Source organism: Paucibacter soli (assembly GCF_037482845.1).
In the GTDB taxonomy this organism is placed as follows: domain Bacteria; phylum Pseudomonadota; class Gammaproteobacteria; order Burkholderiales; family Burkholderiaceae_C; genus Paucibacter_B; species Paucibacter_B soli.
Window position 1 is genome coordinate 37,429 of record NZ_JBBHJW010000010.1, and the last position, 15,826, is coordinate 53,254.

Genomic DNA, 15,826 nt, shown 5'->3' on the forward strand with positions numbered 1-15,826 from the left:
GTCTGGCGCGAGACGCGATAATGCGACTATGCCTGCGATTCAATTGACCCCTGCCCAGCGCAAGGAAAAACGTTCCGACGCCCATCATCTGGACCCCGTGGTGATGATAGGCGCGGACGGACTCACGCCCGCCGTCGTGAAGGAAACCAACGCCGCCTTGAATGCCCATGGGCTGATCAAGGTGCGCGTACTGTCTGACGACCGTGCCAACCGCGAGAGCATTTTCGCGGCCCTGGCCGAGCAGCTCAGCGCAGCGCCCATCCAGCACATCGGCAAGCTGCTGGTGCTGTGGCGCCCGATGCCCGAAAAGGAAGAGGCCGAGCGCGACGACTCCAGGCGCGGCCCCAAGGTCGTGAAGATCGTCAAGTTCTCCAAGAGCGGCAACCACCGCCCGCAGATCAAGAAGGTCCAGGTGCTGGGTAATCAGCGCGTCGCCCAGGGTGGCGAGATCAAGCGCGCCAAGCGCCGCATCACCAGCGTGAAGAAGACGGTCGCCGACTGAACTTTTCTTCAGGCCGGCGCGCGGGACGCGCGCCAGGCCAGCAGCAGCACCGCCAGGGTCTTGAGCCCGAACAGCAGGCTGGAGGCCGCGTGCAGCGCGCCGAAGGACCAAGCACCCTGCCCTGCACGCGCCGCCTCCAGCAGCGGCTGCAGGCCGTACTAGCCGGCCACCACGCAGAACAGCGCAAGCAGGGGCAGCAGCAGCTCGGCGGTAAGCACCTTGCCGGGCACGTCGGCGTCGCGCTGCAGACGGCGCTCCATCATCAGCAGCAAGAGCCCCGCGGCCAGGCCGAGCTGGGCGTCCAGCTCGAACATGCGCCCCACCAGCTTGCCGGCCTGGGCCCGTTCCAGCACCGCAAAGGCGCTGGGCGCGGCCACGCCGGCCACGCAAAGCAGAAGGCCGCCCCAGAGGGCGGCCAGCAGCGCGCGAGCGCGGTACAGCTTGCGCATCCGCTCAGACGTAGCGGACTTCAACGATTTCGTAGCGCTTCACGCCACCTGGTGCCTGCACCTCGGCCACGTCGCCGGCCTCCTTGCCGATCAGCGCGCGCGCGATCGGCGAGCTGATCGAGATCAGGCCCAGCTTCAGATCGGCCTCGTCGTCACCAACGATCTGGTAGGTCACTTCGGCGCCGCTGGCTTCTTCTTCCAGATCGACGGTGGTGCCAAACACGATGCGGCCGCCGGCATCCACCGAGGCGGGGTCGATGACCTGGGCGGCGGCCAGCTTGCCCTCGATTTCGAGGATGCGGCCTTCGATGAAGCCCTGCTTGTCCTTGGCCGCTTCGTACTCGGCGTTCTCGGACAGATCGCCCTGGGCGCGGGCTTCGGCAATGGCGTTGATCACGGCGTGGCGCTCAACCGACTTGAGTTGATGCAGTTCCTGCTTGAGCTTTTCGGCGCCGCGTACGGTCAAAGGGATCGTGGCCATGTGTAAACCTTGAGAGACAAAACAAACCGCCGCAGCCGCTCAGGAAAAGCCTGAGCCGCGGCGGCGGAATCTACTGACGTTGGCGGAGTTTAGACGAGTTCCGCGTGCAGTTCCTGCAGGGATTGCACCAGCAGACCATCCTTGTGCTTCATGCCCTCCACGGCGGCCTCGCAGCCGGCCATGGTGGTGTAGTAGGTCACGCGGTTGGCCAGGGCGGCCTGGCGGATGTGGCGGCTGTCGGCGATCGCGGTGCGGGTCTCATCCACGGTGGTGAACACCAGTTGGATGTCGCCGCCCTTGATCATGTCGACGATGTGCGGGCGGCCGTCCTTGACCTTGTTGACCACGCGCACCGGCACGCCGGCCTCGGCGATCGCCGCGGCCGTGCCCTTGGTGGCCACCACGCCGAAGCCCAGCGCAGCCAGATCCTTGGCCACGGCCACGGCGCGCGCCTTGTCGGAGTTTTTCACCGTGATCAGCACATTGCCCTGGCGCGGCAGGCGCGAGCCCGCGCCCAGCTGGCTCTTCAGCATCGCCTCGCCGAAGCTGCGGCCGGCCCCCATCACCTCGCCGGTGGAACGCATTTCCGGGCTCAGGATCGGGTCCACGCCGGGGAACTTGTTGAAGGGGAAGACGGCTTCCTTGACGCTGAAGTAAGGCGGTATCACCTCGGCCGGCACGCGGCCCAGGCGGTCGCGCTGATCCTTGAGCTTCTGGCCCGCCATGCAGCGCGCCGCGATCTTGGCAAGCTGCTGGCCGGTGGCCTTGGACACGAAGGGCACGGTGCGCGAGGCACGCGGATTCACCTCCAGCACATAGACCGTCGCGGCCTCCAGACCCTTGGTCACGTCGCCCTGGATGGCGAACTGCACATTCATCAGGCCGACCACCTTGAGCGCCTTGGCCATCGCCGCGGTCTGGCGGCGCAACTCGTCCTGCAACGCCTTGGACAGCGTGTAGGGCGGCAGCGAGCAGGCCGAGTCGCCGGAGTGGATACCGGCCGCCTCGATGTGCTCCATGATGCCGCCAATCATCACATCCTCACCATCGCTGATGCAGTCGACGTCGACCTCCAGCGCGTCCTCCAGGAAGCGGTCCAGCAGCACCGGCGACTTGTCGGAGACACGCACCGCTTCGCGCATATAGCGCTCCAGGTCCTTGTCGCCGTGGACGATTTCCATCGCGCGGCCGCCCAGCACATAGCTGGGGCGCACCACCAGCGGATAGCCGATTTCCTGCGCCAGCTGCAGCGCCGCCTCTTCGGTGCGCGCGGTGCGGTTGGGCGGCTGCTTCAGGCCCAGCTCGTGCAGCAGCTTCTGGAAGCGCTCGCGGTCTTCGGCGATGTCGATGCTGTCGGGCGTGGTGCCGATGATGGGCACGCCGGCGCGCTCCAGGTCCAGCGCCAGCTTCAGTGGCGTCTGGCCGCCGTACTGCACGATCACGCCGACCGGCTGTTCCTTGGCCACGATCTCGAGCACATCCTCCAGCGTCACCGGCTCGAAATAGAGGCGGTCGCTGGTGTCGTAGTCGGTGGAGACGGTCTCGGGGTTGCAGTTGACCATGATGGTCTCGTAACCGTCTTCGCGCATCGCCAGCGCGGCATGCACGCAGCAGTAGTCGAACTCGATGCCCTGCCCGATGCGGTTCGGGCCACCACCCAGCACCATGATCTTCTTCTTGTCGCTGGGCTCGGCCTCGCACTCCTCGTCATAGGTGGAGTACATATAGGCCGTCTCGGTGGAGAACTCGGCCGCGCAGGTGTCCACGCGCTTGTAGACCGGACGCACGCCCTCGGCCCAGCGCTTCTCACGCACCAGATGCTGGTTGGTGGTCAGCAGCTTGGCGATGCGCTTGTCGGAGAAGCCCTTGGTCTTGAGGAAGCGCAGCTCTTCGGTCGAAAGGCTCTCCAGCGCACGGCCGGCGATGCTCTGCTCGATCTGCACCAGCTGCTCGATCTGCGCCAGGAACCAGGGGTCCACGGCGGTCTCGTCGAACACCTCCTGCAAGCTCATGCCGATGCGGAAGGCGTCGGCCAGGAAGAGGATGCGCTCGGGGCCGGCTTCGCCGATCTCCTGCACGATCTCTTCGCGATCGCTGCTGCGCTCGGTCAGGCCGTCAATGCCGGTCTCGAGGCCGCGCAAGGCCTTCTGGAAGCTCTCCTGGAAGGTCCGCCCCATCGCCATCACCTCGCCCACCGACTTCATCTGCGTAGTCAGGTGCGAATCGGCCATCGGGAATTTCTCGAAGGCAAAGCGCGGGATCTTGGTGACGACGTAGTCGATCGAGGGCTCGAAGGACGCCGGCGTCACGCCACCGGTGATGTCGTTCTTCAGCTCGTCCAGCGTGTAGCCCACCGCCAGCTTGGCGGCGATCTTGGCGATCGGGAAGCCGGTGGCCTTGGAGGCCAGTGCCGAGGAGCGCGAGACGCGCGGGTTCATCTCGATCACCACCATGCGGCCGTCGCGCGGGTTGATGGAGAACTGCACATTGGAGCCGCCGGTGTCCACGCCGATCTCGCGCAGGATCGCGATCGAGGCGTTGCGCAGCAGCTGGTATTCCTTGTCGCTGAGGGTCTGCGAGGGCGCCACGGTGATCGAGTCGCCGGTATGGATGCCCATCGGGTCGAGGTTCTCGATCGAGCAGACGATGATGCAGTTGTCCGCCTTGTCGCGCACCACTTCCATCTCGTACTCCTTCCAGCCTATCAGCGACTCCTCGATCAGGAGCTCGTTGGTGGGCGAGAGGTCGAGGCCGCGCTTGCAGATCTCTTCGAATTCCTCGGGGTTGTAGGCGATGCCGCCACCCGTGCCACCCAACGTGAAGCTGGGGCGGATGACCATCGGGAAGCCGCTGCCGCCGATCTCGGCATGGATGCGTTTTTGCACACCCCAGGCCTCTTCTAGCGAATGCGCGATGCCCGACTTGGCCGAATCCAGGCCGATCTTGGTCATCGCGTCCTTGAACTTCAGCCGGTCCTCGGCCTTCTCGATCGCCTTTTCATTGGCGCCAATCATCTCGACTTGGTACTTCTCCAGCACGCCATGCTTGTGCAGATCCAGCGCGCAGTTCAGCGCGGTCTGGCCGCCCATGGTGGGAAGCACCGCGTCGGGCCGCTCCTTGGCGATGATCTTCTCCACCACCTGCCAGGTGATGGGCTCGATATAGGTCACATCCGCCGTGTCCGGGTCGGTCATGATGGTGGCCGGATTGCTGTTGACCAGGATGACCTTGTAGCCTTCCTCGCGCAGGGCCTTGCAGGCCTGGGCGCCGGAATAGTCGAACTCACAGGCTTGGCCGATGATGATGGGGCCGGCGCCGATGATGAGGATGCTCTTGATGTCTGTGCGTTTTGCCATTTTGTGATCTCTACTCCATCCGTGCCGGGTCAGGCCTTGGCCATCAGACCGATGAAGCGGTCGAACAGATAAGCAATGTCATGCGGGCCGGGGCTGGCCTCGGGGTGGCCCTGGAAGCAGAAAGCCGGCTTGTCGGTGCGCGCCAGGCCCTGCAGAGTGCCGTCGAACAGGCTGATATGGGTGGGGCGCAGGTTGGCTGGCAGCGAATCGGCGTCCACCGCGAAGCCGTGGTTCTGGCTGGTGATAGAGACGCGGCCGTTGTCCAGGTCCTTCACCGGATGATTTGCGCCGTGGTGGCCAAACTTCATCTTGAAGGTCTTGGCGCCCGAGGCCAGCGCCATGATCTGGTGACCGAGGCAGATGCCGAAGGTCGGTATGCCGGCGTCGATCAGCTGTGCCGCCGCCTTGATGGCGTAATCGCAAGGCTCCGGATCGCCAGGGCCGTTGGACAGGAAGACGCCGTCCGGCTCCAGATCAAACACTTCGGATGCGGGCGTCTGCGCCGGCACCACGGTGATCTTGCAGCCGCGCGAGGCCAGCATGCGCAGGATGTTGCGCTTCACACCGAAGTCGTAGGCCACCACGTGGAAGCGCGGGTTGGCGAGCTCGCCATAGCCCTTGCCCAGGGTCCATTCGGTTTCGGTCCAGTTCAGGCTCGCGCCGGTGCTCACCACCTTGGCCAGATCCTGGCCCGCCATGCTGGGCGCGGCCTTGGCCTTGGCAATCGCGTCGGCGATATGAGCCTCGGTGATGGCCTCACCAGCGGCCAGAGCCAGGATGCAGCCGTTCTGGGCGCCGCTGGTGCGCAGCACGCGGGTCAGGCGGCGGGTGTCGATGTTAGAGATCGCCACCGTGCCTTCGTCCTGCAGATACTGGGCGAGGCTGCGCGTCTTGCGGAAGTTGGAATCAAGGATGGGCGCTTCCTTGATGATCAGGCCAGCGGCAAAGATCTTCGTGGCCTCGACATCCTCGTCATTGACGCCGTAGTTGCCGATGTGCGGATACGTGAGCGTCACGATCTGCCGGCAATAGCTGGGGTCGGTGAGGATTTCTTGGTAGCCGGTGAGCGAGGTGTTGAACACCACTTCGCCAACCGTGTGGCCGGCAGCGCCGAGAGAGCTGCCTTTGAAGACCGTGCCGTCTGCCAGGGCGAGGATCGCGGCAGGCGCCGCATTCATGAATTGAGGCAGGTCGGGCAGCACGGGTAACTCCGTTGTTGTGCGCGCGCCCAGCTCTGCTCCTGTACCCACGGCAGATGCCATGGAAGAGCCTGAATCCGGTGGAGGAAACGGGGGAGTTTCGCTAGGGTAGCGGTAGGTTGCGGGTAAACCTGCTAAGTATACCCGACCAGGGTAATCACCGAGAAGATTTTGCGCAAAGAAACGCGGCAGGCTTGGCGCCTCCGCCTGCAGCCGCCCTGGCCACGAGGCTTCAAGCCAAGGCCGCAATACCCGCCTTGGCGATCTGCGCATCCTCTATGGACTTCACGCCGCTGACACCCACCGCACCCACGCAACAGCCATCCACCAATACCGGCACACCACCCTCCAGCAGGCCGTCGAGGCCGGGGGCGCTCAGGAAGGAGGTGCGGCCCTGGTTGATCATGTCCTCGTAGACCTTGGACTCGCGGCGCCCCAGCGCTGCGGTGCGCGCCTTGGCGGGCGCGATCTGGGCCGAAATGGCGGCCGCGCCGTCCAGGCGCTGTTGCCATAGCAGGTGGCCGCCGTCGTCGACGATGGCAATGCTCACCGCCCATTGGTTGGCCAGCGCCTCGGCTTCGGCAGCGGCGGCGATGCGCTTGACATCGTCCAGGCAGAGATAGGGCTTGGTCTTCATGATCGGGCTTGAATTTGGAATGGAAGCCGCCACTTTAGCGACAGGCGCTGTGCGATTGGGTGGCAGCGGCGCAAAACTGTTGCGCGCGCAAAGCCGCCTAGAATTGCGCCACCCAAGGTCCGGAGGACTCCACGATGAACGACAGCTTGAATACCCAATACGGTACGACCACCTTTGGCAGCGCCCTGGCGGTCGATCGCCAGCGAGTGCTGCGCAACACCTACTGGCTGCTCGCCCTGTCCATGCTGCCCACCGTGCTGGGCGCCTGGATTGGCGTCAGCACCGGCATCCTCGCCAGCATGGGCACGGGGATGAGCATGATCGTGTTCTTCGCCGGCGCCTTCGGCCTGATGTTCGTGATCGAGAAGACCAAGAACTCCAGCACCGGCGTGGCCGCCCTGCTCGCATTCACCTTCTTCATGGGCCTGATGCTCTCGCGCCTGCTGGCCGCGGTGCTGGGTTTCAAGAACGGCGGCTCGCTGATCATGACGGCCTTTGCCGGCACCGGCGCGATCTTCTTCGCCATGGCCAGCCTGGCGACCTTGATCAAGCGCGATCTGTCCAGCATGGGCAAGTTTCTGTTCATCGGCGCCATCATCATCATGGTGGCAGGCATCGTGAACGCCTTCGTGCAATCCTCGGCTCTGATGCTGACCCTGCTGGTGCTGTGCATGGCGGTGTTCTCCGCCTTCATGCTCTATGACATCAAGCGCGTCATCGATGGCGGCGAGACCAACTACATCAGCGCCACGCTGGCGATCTACCTGGACCTCTACAACGTGTTCCAGAGCCTGCTGTCGCTGCTGGGCATTTTCGGTGGCGAACGCGAGTAGTTGAACCACCCCCTACGCGCTGCGCGCGCCCCCTCAAGGGGGCGAGCCCGGCAGACCGGCAGAGCCGGATCTGCGGGCTCTGTGTGATGGGGCGCCGGCTGCGCGGCGCAAAACGAAGGGCTCCGATTGGAGCCCTTCCCTATTTTGATCAGCGCTCGAATACCGCGATCGACTCCACATGCGAGGTATGCGGGAACATGTTCACCGCGCCAGCCGAGGTGCAGCGGTAACCCGCCAGGTTCACCAGCAGGCCGGCGTCGCGCGCTAGCGTCGCCGGGTTGCAGCTGACATAGACGATGCGCCTGGGCGGCGTCCAGCCCGGCGCCAACGAAGGATCCTGCACGACATCGGCCAGCGCCTTGGAGAGCGCGAACGCCCCCTCGCGCGGCGGATCCACCAGCCAGCGGTCCGATTGCCCATCGGCCACCAGAATCTCCGGCGTCATCTCGAACAGATTGCGCGCCACGAAACGGCTCTTGTGATCCAGCCCGTTGCGCTTGGCGTTCTCGCGCGAACGCGCCACCAGCGCCTCGCTGCCCTCGATGCCCAGCACCTCGCGCGCCTGCGTGGCCAGCGGCAGGGTGAAGTTGCCCAGGCCGCAGAACCAGTCGATCACGCGCTCGCCTGGCTGCACCTGCAGCAGACGCAAGGCGCGCCCGACCAGCGCGGTGTTGATGTGGTGGTTGACCTGGGTGAAATCGGTGGGCTTGAAGGGCATCACGATGCCGAATTCAGGCAAGGTGTAGGCCAGCTCGGGGCCGCCCTCGTCGAGCAGATGCACCGTGTCCGGTCCCTTGGGCTGCAGCCACCATTGCACCTCGTACTGCGCCCCGAAGGCACGCAAGCGTGCCTTGTCGGCGTCACCCAGGGGCTCCAGATGGCGCAACACCAGCGCGATCACCAGCGTGCCGCTGGACTCGCCGATGGCCAGCTCGATCTGCGGCAGGCGGTCGCGCTCGTCCATGCTGGCGATCAGCTCGCGCAGCGGCAGCAGCATGTCGCTGACGCGCGGCGGCAGCACCTTGCAGACCTGCATATCGGCCACGTAGCGGCTCTTGCGCTCGTGGAAGCCGACCAGCACCTGGCCCTTCTTGGCCACATAGCGCACCGACAGGCGGGCACGATAGCGATAGCCCCAGGCCGGCCCCTCGATCGGGCGCAGCATCATTTCGGACTTGACCTTGCCGAGGTGCCAGAGGTTGTCCTCCAGCACACGCTGCTTCACCGCCACCTGCGAGGCCACATGCAGATGCTGCATCTTGCAGCCCCCGCAGGCACCCGCATGCAGACCGAAGTTCGGGCAACCTGGGCGCACGCGCTGCGAACTCTCGCGGCGCATCGCCAGCATCGTGGCCTGCTCCCAGTTGTTCTTCTTGCGGCCGACCTGGACCTGGACCTCTTCACCGGGCAGGGCGCCCTCGATGAATACCACCTTGCCCTCTTCGTTGTGGGCCACACCTTGGGCTTCCAGGTCCAGCGATTCGACCTTGAGCCATTCAGATACTTGCGTCATGGGGCGGCATTATCCCAGCCCCGCGCCTGGCCTCACGGCCTCAGAAGATCGCGTCGCGGCTGATGCCGTGGCGCATCATATTGCGCTTGAGCTTGTTGAGCGCCTCGATCTGGATCTGGCGGATGCGCTCGCGCGTGAGCTTGAGGCGGATCGCCAGCACATCCAGGGTTTCGGGCTCGCGGTCGGCCAGGCCATAGCGCCCCGCCAGCACCTCGCGCTCGCGCTCATTCAGCGCCGCCAGCCCATGGGCCAGCAACTCCTCCAGCTCATGGCTGAGCCGCAGGCCCAACGGATCCACGGCCTGCTCGTCGGCCACCAGATCCATCATCGACTCGCCGCCCTCACCATTGCGGTCCACGGGCGAATCCAATGAGCTGGGCAGCTCGGCATAGGCCAGCAACTCGGAGACCTCGCTGAGTGGACGCCCAAGCGCCGTGGCCACCTCGTCGGCTCGCACCTGCGCCTCGCCACCGTTCTGGCTCGCCAGCGCCTCCAGTGCGCGCCGCGCCTTCAGCACCTGGTTGAGCTCGCGCACGATGTGCACCGGCAGGCGCACTAGCCGCGCCTGATGCATCAGCGCGCGCTCGATGCTCTGACGTATCCACCAACTTGCGTAGGTAGAAAAGCGGAAGCCGCGCTCGGGCTCGAACTTACCGATCGCGTGCATAAGGCCGAGATTACCCTCCTCGATGAGATCGCTCATCGGCAGGCCGCGGCCAAGGTAGTTCTTCGCAATGCTGACGACCAGCCGCAGATTGTGCTGAATCATCGCCTGCCGCGCCTCGAACTCGCCGGCACGCGCACGCACGGCCGTGTCGTATTCCTGTTGCGGGGTCAGCAGCGGGGTGCGGCGGATGTCGCGCAGATAGGCCTGTAGCGCATTGCCAAGTTCGACATCGGCGCCATTCGTGACCGGCAGGCGCAGCGCCTGCACGTCGTCGTCATCCGGCGCCGGCTTGACCTCGGCATCGAACTCGGCCAGGTCGATGGGCGGCCGGGTCGGGCTGGTAGAGGCAACGCGATGCAGTGACATGACGCGGCGCCTTCATCCTTCAACGGGCCGGCAAGAGCTTGGCCGGGTCTATGGGCTTGCCCTGCTTGCGCACCTCGAAATGCAGCTTGACCTGGTCTGCATCGCTGGAACCCATTTCGGCAATCTTCTGGCCCTTGCGCACCGGCTGGTCTTCCTTCACCAGCAGGGTCTGGTTGTGGGCATACGCCGTCAGATAGGTGGCGTTGTGCTTGATGATGATCATGTTGCCATAGCCTCGCAAGCCAGATCCTGCATACATCACGCGCCCGTCGGCGGCGGCAAGCACAGCATCGCCGGCCTTGCCCGCAAAGGCAAGACCTTTGTTCTTGACCTCGTCAAAGCCGACCAAAATGCCGCCGCTGGCGGGCCACCCGAACTGCGGCTCATCATCCCCCTCCTTGACCACCGGCGCCGGTGACTGCACGGATGCGCCGGCACTGGCCGCCGATGCCGCGCTGGCCGCGGCCGGCTTGCCGTCCAGCGGCTTGCTTTCGACCTTGGCCGAACTGACAGGGCGCGCATTCACGCCCGCGCCGTCCACCCCTGGCGTCAGCACGCGCAAGACCTGACCCACCTCGATCAGATTTGGATTTTCCAGACCATTCCACTTCACCAGGTCGCGCCAACTCTGCCCGTTCTCCAGCGCGATGCGAATCAGCGTGTCGCCCGGCTTGACCGTGTAGTAACCGGGCTTGCCGGCGTTGTCGCTGCCGGCCGGCAGCTTGCTCTCGGGCGCGGTGCTCGCGGCGCTGGTCGGCGCGCTTGCGGCCGTCGGCTTGGGTTGAGCGCCGACGGCGCGCTCCTCGACCGGGGCACGGTGGCTGGGCGAGGCACAGCCGGCCAGCAACAGCACGCCAGCCGCCAGGGAGGTCCATCGACGATTCAAGATCTGTTGCATGCGCTCTCGATTGCAAAAGGCTGAGGGGCGAGACTGAAGCAGGGCCCGCATGGGCCCGGTCAGCGGCCTACAAGACACCGGATTTTAGGGGCACGAAAAGCACCGACTCCTGCAGGCTTCGTACGAATTGGCTAACGCCGGCTTCCACCACATGGTCCACCACCACCAGCACTTGGCCACGCCCGCTGGGCGCCGTCATCGGTGCCACCAATCGCCCCCCGGGGGCCAACTGCGCCAGCCAGGCCGCCGGCAAATCGTCGCCACCGGCGGCGGCGATGATGCTGTCATAAGGCGCCGCCGGCGCATGCCCCAACATGCCATCGCCATAGAGCAGGCGTATGTGCAGGGCCTTGATGGCGGCGAGATTGACGCGGGCCTTGTCATGCAGTGGCCGCAGACGCTCGATCGACACCACCTGCCTGGCGAGTTGTGCCAACACGGCCGCTTGATAGCCGCAGCCGGTGCCGATCTCCAGGGTCTTGCCCAGATGGCCGCGCCGCTGTGCGCCGGGCGCGGCCAACATCAGCTCGATCATGCGCCCCACCACCGACGGCTTGGAGATGGTCTGGCCATGCCCGATCGGCAGGCTGGTGTCCTCGTAGGCCTGGGTCGCCAGCGCGGTGTCGACGAATTCGTGGCGCGGCACTTGCGCCAAGGCAGCCAGCACGCGCTCATCACGCAGGCCATCAAGGTGCAGGCGCTGCACCATGCGCTGACGCACGCCGGCCGAGTCCAGGCCAAGCCCGCTGGGGGTGGTCAGACGCGCCGCATCGGCCGCCGCCTGCTGCAAATGACGCTGCGGCATCAGCACCTCGCGCGCCACGCCGCCGCCAGCGCGGGCACCGACCTTGTCCAAGGCCAGCGGAAAGCGCTTGCCGCGTGCTCCGGGCGAGTTCAAGTACGCGCTCCGCCGTTCAACGCCAGGCCGGCGCGCCAGGCAGGCAGCGCTGCATGATCGGTGAGATCAACCTGCAAGGGCGTGATGGAAACGGCGCCCGCCGCGGTCGCATGAAAGTCGGTGCCCTCGCCAGCCTCGCGCGCATCGCCGGCCGGACCGATCCAGTAAATGGGCTCGCCGCGCGGGCTCGACTGCTTGATCACCGGTTCGCTGGCGTGACGACGCCCGAGGCGCGTCACCAGCCGAGGCAGGTCCACGGCATCGGCGCGATTTGGGATGTTGACATTCAAGAGAAAGGGTCGGCCCAGGCCGCCTGCCACCACCTGCTGGATCAGTTCGCGTGCCAGCGCCGCTGCGGCATCCAACTCCCCCCAGCCCTTCTCCACCTGGGAAAAAGCGATCGAGGGAATGCCGAACAGAAAGCCCTCCGTGGCCGCGGCCACGGTGCCGGAGTACAGCGTGTCGTCGCCCATATTGGCGCCATTGTTGATACCCGAAAGCACCAGATCCGGCTTGTAGTCCAACAGCCCGGTAAGTGCCACGTGAACACAGTCCGAGGGCGTGCCGTTCACGTAGCGAAAGCCATTCGACGCGGTGAACACCGACAAGGGCCGCGTCAGCGTCAGCGCGTTCGAGGTGCCGCTGGCATTCTGTTCGGGGGCAATCACCTCGATCTGCCCCAAGCCCTCACAGGCTTTCACCAGAGCCTGGAGGCCGGGGGCCAAATAGCCGTCATCATTGGCGATCAGTATGCGCATGCGGCGCATTGTAGGCAGGCGCGGCGTCACCTGAGCGACCACCGGCGTCGCCGTGCCTGCCTATGATCCGCCGTCCCATCATCGAGGAGCGAGCCATGCAAGCCTGGTTGTGCGAAAACCCTACCGGCGTCGACGCCCTGTGCTGGACCGACATGCCCACACCCGAGCCGCAAGCCGGACAGTTGCGCATCGCCATCAAGGCCGCCAGCCTGAACTTTCCGGACCTGCTGATCATCCAGAACAAATACCAGATGAAACCGCCGCTGCCTTTCGTGCCTGGCACCGAATTCGCCGGTGTGGTCGAAGCCCTTGGCGAGGGCGTGAAGGGCTTCAAACCCGGCGATGCGGTCGCGGCCTTTGCCGGCACCGGCGGCTTCGCCAGTCATGCCTGCATCCCCGCCGCACTGGCGCTGCCGCTGCCCCCGGGCTTTGCATTCGCCGATGCCGCCGCCTTCATCTGCACCTATGCCACCAGCCATCATGCGCTGATGGATCGCGCCGCCCTGCAGGCCGGCGAAACCGTGCTGATCCTGGGTGCGGCGGGCGGTGTCGGCACGGCCGCCATCCAGATAGCAAAGGCCGCGGGCGCGCGCGTCATCGCGGCCACATCCAGCGACGACAAATGCGCCCGCTGTATCGAACTGGGGGCCGACGCGAGCATCAACTACAGCAGCGCCAGCCTGCGCGACGAACTGAGGGCACTCGCCGGCGGCAAGGGCCCCGATGTGATCTACGACCCGGTGGGCGGCAGCCTGGCCGAGCAAGCCTTCCGCTCCATCGCCTGGCGCGGTCGCTACCTGGTGGTGGGTTTTGCGCAGGGCGAAATCCCTGCCCTGCCCTTGAACCTGGCCCTTCTCAAGGGCGCCTCCATCGTCGGCGTCTTCTGGGGCGAATTTGCCAAGCGCGAACCCGAGCGCAATGCGCACATGCTGGGACAGTTGGCCGAGTGGTATGCGCGGGGCCTGGTGAAACCGGTGCTCGACCGGGTGCTGCCGATGGCACAGCTGCCCGCAGCCTTCGAGCGCATGAGTTCGCGCCAGGTGGTGGGAAAACTTGTGCTTACCAACGAATAACACGGCTTGCTGCTGGGCGGCGGAGAATGACTTCGAAGCAACACCCCCTCCCTTCTTCACGGGGCATGCAAGCCTGGCCATGTGCGCTAGGATCCGGCAACCAGCTCAATCTCAGGCCATGGCAGTCAAAGTACTCATCATCGAAGACAACCCGGTTGCGCGCAGTTTTCTGTGCCGCGTGGTGCGCGAGAGCTTCAGTGATGCCATGGAAATCATCGAGGTCGGCGACCTGGAGGGCGCTCGCCGTCAGGTCGCCAAGCTGAATCACGAGAATCCCGAGCTCGGCTTCAAGCTCATTCTGGTGGACCTCGAACTGCCGGATGGCAATGGCATGGAATTCCTTGCCGAGTTGGTGGGCACGCCCGCGGTGAAGATCGTGACCACGCTCTACTCCGACGACGACCACCTCTTCCCGGCACTGCAATGCGGCGCCGATGGCTATCTGCTCAAGGAAGACCGCTTTGAGGTGCTGGTGGAGGAATTGCAGCGCATCGTGCGCGGCCAACCGCCGCTGTCGCCCGCGATCGCGCGCCGCCTGCTCTCGCATTTCCGCCCCGGATCCACCGGTGACAGCGGGCCGATGGGCCTGAACTCCGGTTTTGGTAGCCTGTCTTCCAGTGCTGCGACCCATAGCAACCGCGGCGTGGTGCTGGACCCCGCACCCGAATGGGAGCGCCTGACGCCGCGTGAAAACGAAGTGCTGACCTACCTCAGCAAGGGCTTCACCATCAAGGAAATCTCCAACCTGATGGGCATCAAGTGGTTCACCGTGAACGACCACATCAAGTCGATCTACAAGAAACTGAACGTGTCGAGCCGCGCCGAGGCCGCCGTTCTGGCCAGCAAGCAGGGCCTAGTCTAGAGCCGCTCACGCGCTCCATCCGCCTGCACGACCATCAAGCGGACTGAGGCGTCCGCCTGCGCCATTTGCGCCTCTTGCGGCACCTCATGCGGATCGAAGACCCCGCCGCACAGCCCCAGCAGCGTCAGCACCGCCATTAAACTGATCCAGTTCTGCGGATCCTTGGCCAACTTCACCAGGGAGATCGGTTTGCCCAGTTTCACTTGCATCATGTCGCTCCAACACTGGAGCGGGCCGCAGGCCCACTCGACTTGCCCTTGCCTCGCGGCAAGCATGGACACGACTTTACTGTATATCCATACAGCTACACAAGCCCGTCCAGCAAGTGGGTGCAAGCTGCCGGGCGCAGCAACGAAAAAGCCCCGCTATGCGGGGCTTTGAGTCGCTGCTGCGCACTCGGCGCAGCGTAGCGATTACTTGTTGCGCGTACCAACCACTTCGATTTCGACGCGGCGGTTCTTGGCGCGACCTTCGGCGGTCTTGTTGTCGGCCACGGGCTGCTTCTCGCCCTTGCCTTCGGTGTAGACGCGATTCTTTTCCACGTTCTTCGACACCAGATAGGCCTTCACGGCTTCGGAGCGACGCACCGACAGCTTCTGGTTGTATTCATCGGAGCCCACGCTGTCGGTGTGACCGACCGCGATGATGACTTCCAGATTGATACCACCGGTCTTGCTGACCAGGTCGTCCAGCTTGGCCTTGGCTTCGGGCTTGAGCACAGCCTTGTCGAAGTCGAAGAAGGCGTCAGCGGCGAAGGTCACCTTCTCGCTCACGGGAGCGGGAGGCACAGGAGCGGGCTTGGGAGCGGGCGGAGGAGCCACCGGAGGAGGCGGGGCCACAGGCTTGGGTGCCTCAACTTTGGGGGCGGGCTTCAGCGCGCCATCGCAATCCTTGGCAGCCGTCGCAGGCGTCCAGTTGGAATCGCGCCAGCACAGTTCGTTGGTGCCGTTCTTCCAGACGGTACCGTCGGTGGCACGCCAGTTGTCCACGGTCTGGGCGAAAGCGCCCGACGAGGCCACGGCAGCGATTGCGGCCACGGACACCAGCGTCGCCACTCGGTTCAATTTCTTCATGATTCTCCTTCCAAGGAAAGCCGCAGATGCCCTGCGAAATGTCCAGAACTGGAACTAAAACCTAAGGAAAAAACCGCATGCGCGGGTTTCTCCTAGGGACCAAATGATTGTGCCATAGGGTGATGGGACGGCTCTATTCTGGCGGCGCTGCACGCACCACTCTCAATCAATGTTGCGCAAGTACTACATGGCCGAGCAATTAGAATCCCGCTTCCTGTCCTAAATGATGACGGCAAGCTCTCCCGAGCCGCAGCCGCGCCC

Annotated in this window: 16 protein-coding genes; 4 read left to right on the forward strand and 12 right to left on the reverse strand. The window is 65.0% G+C overall.

Going from position 1 to position 15,826, the window contains the following annotated elements:
* The first annotated feature begins 28 nt into the window (after nt 1–28).
* Entirely contained in the window at nt 29–502 is a 474-nt protein-coding gene (locus WG898_RS19675; RefSeq protein WP_339604481.1) for a YhbY family RNA-binding protein, read from the forward strand.
* A 158-nt stretch (nt 503–660) separates the two neighbouring features.
* Here the strand turns inward: WG898_RS19675 and WG898_RS19680 are convergent, their stop codons facing one another.
* From WG898_RS19680 to WG898_RS19700, 5 genes are all read right to left on the reverse strand, one after another.
* Entirely contained in the window at nt 661–951 is a 291-nt protein-coding gene (locus WG898_RS19680; RefSeq protein ID WP_339604482.1) for a DUF4149 domain-containing protein, read from the reverse strand.
* Between the two features lie 4 nt (nt 952–955).
* Nucleotides 956–1,432 (reverse strand): transcription elongation factor GreA, encoded by a 477-nt coding sequence (greA, locus tag WG898_RS19685; RefSeq protein WP_285232524.1) that lies wholly within the window; start codon nt 1,430–1,432, stop codon nt 956–958.
* A gap of 89 nt (nt 1,433–1,521) precedes the next feature.
* A complete protein-coding gene (gene carB / locus WG898_RS19690; protein ID WP_339604483.1) occupies nt 1,522–4,788 on the reverse strand; it encodes a carbamoyl-phosphate synthase large subunit in 3,267 nt (1,088 codons plus the stop codon).
* Between the two features lie 29 nt (nt 4,789–4,817).
* Entirely contained in the window at nt 4,818–5,966 is a 1,149-nt protein-coding gene (gene carA / locus WG898_RS19695; protein WP_339604677.1) for a glutamine-hydrolyzing carbamoyl-phosphate synthase small subunit, read from the reverse strand.
* Between the two features lie 253 nt (nt 5,967–6,219).
* Nucleotides 6,220–6,624, reverse strand: coding sequence for a GlcG/HbpS family heme-binding protein (locus WG898_RS19700; protein WP_339604484.1), 405 nt, complete (start codon nt 6,622–6,624; stop codon nt 6,220–6,222).
* Nucleotides 6,625–6,758: 134 nt separating this feature from the next.
* Here WG898_RS19700 and WG898_RS19705 point away from each other — a divergent pair, with 134 nt between their 5' ends.
* Nucleotides 6,759–7,457: a Bax inhibitor-1/YccA family protein gene (locus WG898_RS19705; RefSeq protein WP_339604485.1), complete on the forward strand. Its 699-nt coding sequence runs from the start codon at nt 6,759–6,761 to the stop codon at nt 7,455–7,457.
* 148 nt (nt 7,458–7,605) lie between these two features.
* Here WG898_RS19705 and rlmD read toward each other — a convergent pair whose 3' ends face one another.
* The 5 genes from rlmD to surE form a co-directional block, all read right to left on the reverse strand.
* Nucleotides 7,606–8,970, reverse strand: coding sequence for a 23S rRNA (uracil(1939)-C(5))-methyltransferase RlmD (gene rlmD, locus WG898_RS19710; protein WP_339604486.1), 1,365 nt, complete (start codon nt 8,968–8,970; stop codon nt 7,606–7,608).
* A gap of 40 nt (nt 8,971–9,010) precedes the next feature.
* Complete coding sequence (rpoS, locus tag WG898_RS19715; RefSeq protein ID WP_339604487.1) at nt 9,011–10,003, reverse strand: RNA polymerase sigma factor RpoS; 993 nt, start codon at nt 10,001–10,003, stop codon at nt 9,011–9,013.
* 19 nt (nt 10,004–10,022) lie between these two features.
* Nucleotides 10,023–10,901 carry a peptidoglycan DD-metalloendopeptidase family protein gene (locus WG898_RS19720; protein ID WP_339604488.1) on the reverse strand — a complete coding sequence of 293 codons (879 nt, stop codon included), beginning with the start codon at nt 10,899–10,901 and terminating at the stop codon, nt 10,023–10,025.
* 67 nt (nt 10,902–10,968) lie between these two features.
* Nucleotides 10,969–11,799 (reverse strand): protein-L-isoaspartate(D-aspartate) O-methyltransferase, encoded by an 831-nt coding sequence (locus WG898_RS19725; protein ID WP_444718974.1) that lies wholly within the window; start codon nt 11,797–11,799, stop codon nt 10,969–10,971.
* Entirely contained in the window at nt 11,796–12,557 is a 762-nt protein-coding gene (gene surE / locus WG898_RS19730) for a 5'/3'-nucleotidase SurE (RefSeq protein WP_339604489.1), read from the reverse strand. Before surE ends, WG898_RS19725 begins: the two co-directional genes overlap by 4 nt.
* 95 nt (nt 12,558–12,652) lie before the next feature.
* Here surE and WG898_RS19735 point away from each other — a divergent pair, with 95 nt between their 5' ends.
* Together WG898_RS19735 and WG898_RS19740 are read left to right on the forward strand one after the other, a co-directional pair.
* Nucleotides 12,653–13,630, forward strand: a complete 978-nt coding sequence (locus tag WG898_RS19735; protein ID WP_339604490.1) for an NADPH:quinone oxidoreductase family protein — start codon at nt 12,653–12,655, stop codon at nt 13,628–13,630.
* Nucleotides 13,631–13,748: 118 nt separating this feature from the next.
* Nucleotides 13,749–14,492, forward strand: coding sequence for a LuxR C-terminal-related transcriptional regulator (locus WG898_RS19740; RefSeq protein WP_339604491.1), 744 nt, complete (start codon nt 13,749–13,751; stop codon nt 14,490–14,492).
* Here WG898_RS19740 and WG898_RS19745 read toward each other — a convergent pair.
* Both WG898_RS19745 and ompA read right to left on the reverse strand, forming a co-directional pair.
* Nucleotides 14,489–14,701: a hypothetical protein gene (locus tag WG898_RS19745; protein ID WP_339604492.1), complete on the reverse strand. Its 213-nt coding sequence runs from the start codon at nt 14,699–14,701 to the stop codon at nt 14,489–14,491. The genes WG898_RS19740 and WG898_RS19745 overlap by 4 nt on opposite strands.
* Before the next feature lie 204 nt (nt 14,702–14,905).
* Nucleotides 14,906–15,565, reverse strand: a complete 660-nt coding sequence (gene ompA, locus WG898_RS19750; RefSeq protein WP_339604493.1) for an outer membrane protein OmpA — start codon at nt 15,563–15,565, stop codon at nt 14,906–14,908.
* Nucleotides 15,566–15,826: the final 261 nt, after the last annotated feature.

What these genes read in the sequence shown, in the direction of transcription:
- WG898_RS19675 (WP_339604481.1), top strand. Translation starts at nt 29, where the DNA reads ATGCCTGCGATTCAATTGACCCCTGCCCAGCGCAAGGAAAAACGTTCC.
- WG898_RS19680 (WP_339604482.1), bottom strand. Translation starts at nt 951, where the DNA reads ATGCGCAAGCTGTACCGCGCTCGCGCGCTGCTGGCCGCCCTCTGGGGC.
- greA (WP_285232524.1), bottom strand. Translation starts at nt 1,432, where the DNA reads ATGGCCACGATCCCTTTGACCGTACGCGGCGCCGAAAAGCTCAAGCAG.
- carB (WP_339604483.1), bottom strand. Translation starts at nt 4,788, where the DNA reads ATGGCAAAACGCACAGACATCAAGAGCATCCTCATCATCGGCGCCGGC.
- carA (WP_339604677.1), bottom strand. Translation starts at nt 5,966, where the DNA reads ATGAATGCGGCGCCTGCCGCGATCCTCGCCCTGGCAGACGGCACGGTC.
- WG898_RS19700 (WP_339604484.1), bottom strand. Translation starts at nt 6,624, where the DNA reads ATGAAGACCAAGCCCTATCTCTGCCTGGACGATGTCAAGCGCATCGCC.
- WG898_RS19705 (WP_339604485.1), top strand. Translation starts at nt 6,759, where the DNA reads ATGAACGACAGCTTGAATACCCAATACGGTACGACCACCTTTGGCAGC.
- rlmD (WP_339604486.1), bottom strand. Translation starts at nt 8,970, where the DNA reads ATGACGCAAGTATCTGAATGGCTCAAGGTCGAATCGCTGGACCTGGAA.
- rpoS (WP_339604487.1), bottom strand. Translation starts at nt 10,003, where the DNA reads ATGTCACTGCATCGCGTTGCCTCTACCAGCCCGACCCGGCCGCCCATC.
- WG898_RS19720 (WP_339604488.1), bottom strand. Translation starts at nt 10,901, where the DNA reads ATGCAACAGATCTTGAATCGTCGATGGACCTCCCTGGCGGCTGGCGTG.
- surE (WP_339604489.1), bottom strand. Translation starts at nt 12,557, where the DNA reads ATGCGCATACTGATCGCCAATGATGACGGCTATTTGGCCCCCGGCCTC.
- WG898_RS19735 (WP_339604490.1), top strand. Translation starts at nt 12,653, where the DNA reads ATGCAAGCCTGGTTGTGCGAAAACCCTACCGGCGTCGACGCCCTGTGC.
- WG898_RS19740 (WP_339604491.1), top strand. Translation starts at nt 13,749, where the DNA reads ATGGCAGTCAAAGTACTCATCATCGAAGACAACCCGGTTGCGCGCAGT.
- WG898_RS19745 (WP_339604492.1), bottom strand. Translation starts at nt 14,701, where the DNA reads ATGCAAGTGAAACTGGGCAAACCGATCTCCCTGGTGAAGTTGGCCAAG.
- ompA (WP_339604493.1), bottom strand. Translation starts at nt 15,565, where the DNA reads ATGAAGAAATTGAACCGAGTGGCGACGCTGGTGTCCGTGGCCGCAATC.